The organism is Leptospiraceae bacterium (genome assembly GCA_016708435.1).
Taxonomy (GTDB): Bacteria; Spirochaetota; Leptospiria; order Leptospirales; family Leptospiraceae; genus UBA2033.
Genome location: JADJFV010000025.1, coordinates 2,501 through 7,500, shown reverse-complemented (window position 1 = coordinate 7,500; position 5,000 = coordinate 2,501). Strand labels below are relative to the sequence as shown.

Genomic DNA, 5,000 nt, shown 5'->3' with positions numbered 1-5,000 from the left:
GGGATAGTCTTGGGCTCAGCCCGTGATGCTAAAGCCTCGATCTGAGTTGCCGACGACCTCCCCTTGGTACCGTTTTGAAAGTCAAAAAACGCACCTCACTTCGCGAGGAAGGAGGAGAAGCTAGGGCCTGGGGTGTGGGGGTATGCACGAACACGCCGGATGAGTAGGGGTGAGGTCAGGACTGCTGGGGTGAAAACCGAAAAGACTCTGCCGAAAAAACCCAAAAAAGGGGGGTCACGCCAATTTTCATTTTCAGGTGCCAAAGTATATATAAGGGAGGCATGTGAGTTTGGATAAGAAAATTGTGGACCCATAAAAATGAAGGATATTGAGTAGTTACGGGTGCTGATGCTAGTCCTACGTGCTTAGCTGTCGATTCTAGCGAAAAGGTCTGATTTGAACGGGCGAAAGCCTGGTCTCAGACGTTGAGTTGTTAGATGTGTAATGGCTTAGATATGTTAGACAATAGCTTCTGCGCTGTGCGAAAGTGTCCAAATCTGTGAAAGATTGCTGTTGAGTTTTATACTCGACGCTAACGAGTAACAGAACATTTTTAATGTGGGAGACGATTCCCAAGGCATAGCAATTGCTATCGCTTAAAGGGCCGCTCTACATGACGCCTTATATGTCTTTACGACATGAGTACCCAAAGAATTTCTTCGGGCACTAAAGATAAAATCTTTGATGGTCACCTCAAAAGAGGTAGCCAGCACAAGAGAAGTGTTGTATTAATGCCTATATGGTATAGTTACAACAAAGCTAATATGTAGAGAGCAGTAATCTTTAGTTGTAAAATCTCTAAAGATTAGTGTGCTACATATAAGATCCTGATCACCACAGGTAATTCCTAGCTATTGCTGGGATAACTTTGCAGTGAGCTTGATCTAGCTGGTGGCGAATAGTAAAGAATACGACTTATGATCATACGTCTTTGACGTCGATCAGCACAAAGTCAGCATTCTTGCTAATGAGTTAGTGAACCTACACACTGATAGCCTCGTGTCAATGGACACAGACTAGAAGTAGTAATCTGGTTGATCCTGCCAGTAGTCATATGCTTGTCTCAAAGATTAAGCCATGCATGTGTAAGTATAAGTATTGTACAGCGAAACTGCGAATGGCTCATTACATCAGTTATAGTTTATTTGATATTTGAAAGTTACATGGATAACCGTGGCAATTCTACAGCTAATACATGCTTCAAAACCTGACTTCGGAAGGGTTGTATTTATTAGATATTAAACCATCCCCTCGGGGCTGTGATGAATCATAATAACTGATCGAATCGAGGTTCGCCTTGATAAATCATTCAAGTTTCTGCCCTATCAGCTGTAGATGGTAGTGTATTGGACTACCATGGCTATTACGGGTAACGGAGAATTAGGGTTCGATTCCGGAGAGGGAGCCTGAGAAACGGCTACCACATCTACGGATGGCAGCAGGCGCGAAAATTGCCCAATCCCGATTCGGGGAGGCAGTGACAAGAAATAACAACCCAGAACATTGTTTCCGGGATTGCAATGAGAACAATTTAAAAACCTTATCGAGTACCAACTGGAGGGCAAGTTCTGGTGCCAGCAGCCGCGGTAATTCCAGCTCCAGTAGCGTATATTAAAGTTGCTGCAGTTAAAAAGCTCGTAGTTGAATTTCTGTTTGTAAGAGTCGAAGCTTTACAGCTAAGATTTCTTCGAACATCTGTTTGCAAGCATACGTTCGGCCTTCACTGGTTGGCTATGTAAGCAAGCGCTTTACCTTGAGAAAATTAGAGTGTTCCAGGCAGGCTTCAGCCGGAATACATTAGCATGGAATAATGGAATAGGACTGGGGACTATTTATTGGTTTGAGGCTCCAGTAATGATTAATAGGAACAGTCGGGGGCATTGGTACTTAACAGTCAGAGGTGAAATTCTTGGATTTGTTAAAGACTAACTAATGCGAAAGCATTTGCCAAGCATGTTTTCATTAATCAAGAACGAAAGTTAGGGGATCAAAGACGATTAGATACCGTCCTAGTCTTAACTGTAAACGATTCCATCTTAGAATTGGGTGAATATTTGATGATTCATCCAGCGCTATAAGAGAAATCAAAGTCTTTGGGTTCTTGGTGGAGTACGATCGCAAGATTGAAACTTAAAGGAATTGACGGTTTTGCACACCATGGAGTGGAGCCTGTGGCTTAATTTGACTCAACACTGGGAAACTCATCAGGACAACAAAGTTTTAGGATTGACAGATTGATAGCTCTTTCTTGATTGACTTAATGGTGGTGCATGGCCGTTCTTAGTTGGTGGAGTGATTTGTCTGGTTAATTCCGTTAACGAACGAGACCTTAACCTACTAACTAGTACGACGTGACGAACGTTAGTTACTTCTTAGAGGGACAATGTGTATTTTTAACACAAGGAAGTTTAAGGCAATAACAGGTCTGTGATGCCCTTAGATGTCCTGAGCCGCACACGCGCTACAATGACACTTTCAATAAGTTTTTGCTGGTCCGACAGGATTTCGGCTAATCTTTTTAGTAAGTGTCGTGCTAGGGATAGATCTTTGCAATTGTGGATCTTGAACGAGGAATTCCTAGTAAGCACAAGTCATCAGCTTGTGCTGATTACGTCCCTGCAAAATGTACACATCGCCCGTCGCTTGCTCCGATTGAGTAATCTGGTGAGCCTTCTTGACTGAGTAAGTAATTACGAAGAAAATTAAGCAAACCATATTACTTAGAGGATGAAGAAGTCGTAACAAAGTTTCCGTAGGTGAACCTGCGGAAGGATCATTCGTAATACAATGTTCTTCTACAACTAAAGTACTAAATAGACTGGTTGAAAAACCAGACTATTGTTTACCTATTTAATAGGTTTTTAATGTTAGTAAATCCATATTAAAGAAAACTAAATTTTCAACGATGGATATCTAGGTTCCTACAACGATGAAGAACGCAGCGAAATGCGATACGTAATGCGAATTGCACGATCAGCGAGTCATCAAAACTTTGAACGCAAATGGCGATAGCGCGAGCTATCATGTTTGTTTCAGTGTATTAGGTTAATTACATCACATATCTAAATGCGATTGAAGTGATTCTCTCGCTAAATATGTAGCTGTCTGACATCAGCTCTTTAACCGAAGTAGTCACTAAACAGTGATGTCGTGTTAATTGAACTGTTTGTCATAAAGGACGAGCTAACCAAATACATATCCTTTATATAGTACCTGAAATGAGCAAGAATACCCGCTGAACTTAAGCATATCAGTAAGCGGAGGAAAAGAAACTAACTAGGATTACCTCAGTAGCGGCGAGTGAAGAGGTAACAGCCCAAGATGTTAATCGGCCGTAAGGTTGAATTGTAATCTATAGGGACTCCTGGAAGAAACCTATGAGTCATAAGTTCCTTGGAAAAGGATACCATAGAGGGTGATAGTCCCGTCTTTGGATTCATAGGTTCGTACAGGTGTTTTCTAAGAGTCGGGTAGTTTGGGAATGCTGCCCTAATTAGGAGATATACTTCTTCTAAGGCTAAATATTTATAGGAGACCGATAGCATACAAGTACTGCGAAGGAAAGATGAAAAGAACTTTGAAAAGAGGGTTAAAAGACTTGAAATCGTTGAAAAGGAAGCAGTAGAAGAGTAATTATGTCTTCGTGAAACTCGTCGGGCATCTAATCATGTGGGGGAGGAGTATCTAACAGAGCTTACTTTTACATGAGATCGTGCACGGCCGTTCGCAGAGACTGGACAGAATGAGATCGACCTGGAAGAATAAGGCGGAGCGTGTATTCGTGAGCCAAAAGTTTCAGATCGGTCTGAGGGATCTTAGGATGATTCTGTCAAAATGGCTTCTACTGACCCGTCTTGAAACACGGACCAAGGAGTCTACCTATTATGCGAGTGTGAGGGTGTAAAAACCTGAACGCGTACCGAAAGGGAGTATAAGATGTGAGATGTCAAAGTTGCAACATCGACCATTCCTGAACCTCCGGTGAAGGATATGAGTAAGAGCATAATCGGTAGGACCCGAAAGATGGTGAACTACACTTGAGTAGGGTGAAGCCAGGGGAAACTCTGGTGGAGGCTCGTAGCGTTACTGACGTGCAAATCGTTCGTCAGACTTGAGTATAGGGGCGAAAGACTAATCGAACCATCTAGTAGCTGGTTCCCTCTGAAATTTCTCTCAGGATAGCTGGAACAATTTCAAGCAGTTTTATCAGGTAAAGCTAATGATTAGAGGAATCGGAGTCCTGTGGGCTTTGACCTCTTCTCAAACTTTAAATTGGTAAGAACTCCGAGTTATCTTAATTGAACGAGGAGAATCAATGTATTGTTCTTAGTGGGCCATTTTTGGTAAGCAGAACTGGCGATGAGGGATGAACCTAACGCTGAGATAAGGTGCCCAAATTCACGCTCATGAGATCCCATAAAAGGTGTTAGTTAATATAGACAGATGGACTATGGTCATGGAAGTCGACATTAGCTAAGGAGTGTGTAACAACTCACCAGCCGAATTAACTAGCCCTGAAAATTGATGGCGCTGCAGCGTGATACCGATACTCAGCCATCACGGTAAATAGAAACTGTGATGAGTAAGAGGGCGTGAATACTGTACCGAAGACTTGGGTGTGAACCTAGTTGGAACAGTATTTAGTGCAGATCTTGGTGGTAGTAGCAAATATTCAAATGAGAACTTTGAAGGCCGAAGTGGAGAAGGGTTCCATGAGAACAGCATTTGGTCATGGGTTACTCGCTCCTAAGACATAGGGAAATTCCTTGTAATACACGTGCTCTTACGAGTACGAAGTCGAAAGGGAATGAGGTTAATATTCCTCAAGTAGGGTGTGGGATGAAATGTGGCAACACAAATGAGCTTGGAGACATCGGTATGTACCCCTGGAAGAGTTCTCTTTTCTTCTTAACAGTTTATCTCCCTGAATGAATTATTCAGAGATAGGGATGTATAACTGGCAGAGCAGCTCACTTTCGGGCTGTCAGGTGTGTTCATAA

2 rRNA genes (1 of these 2 cut by a window edge) are annotated in these 5,000 nt (G+C 42.4%); both read left to right on the top strand.

Annotated elements, in window-relative coordinates:
* Nucleotides 1-1,022: 1,022 nt before the first annotated feature.
* Nucleotides 1,023-2,784 (top strand): 16S ribosomal RNA (locus IPH52_18730).
* A 98-nt stretch (nucleotides 2,785-2,882) separates the two neighbouring features.
* Nucleotides 2,883-5,000 (top strand): 23S ribosomal RNA (locus IPH52_18725) (it continues 1,445 nt past the right edge of the window).
* Together the 16S and 23S rRNA genes form the textbook arrangement of a ribosomal RNA operon.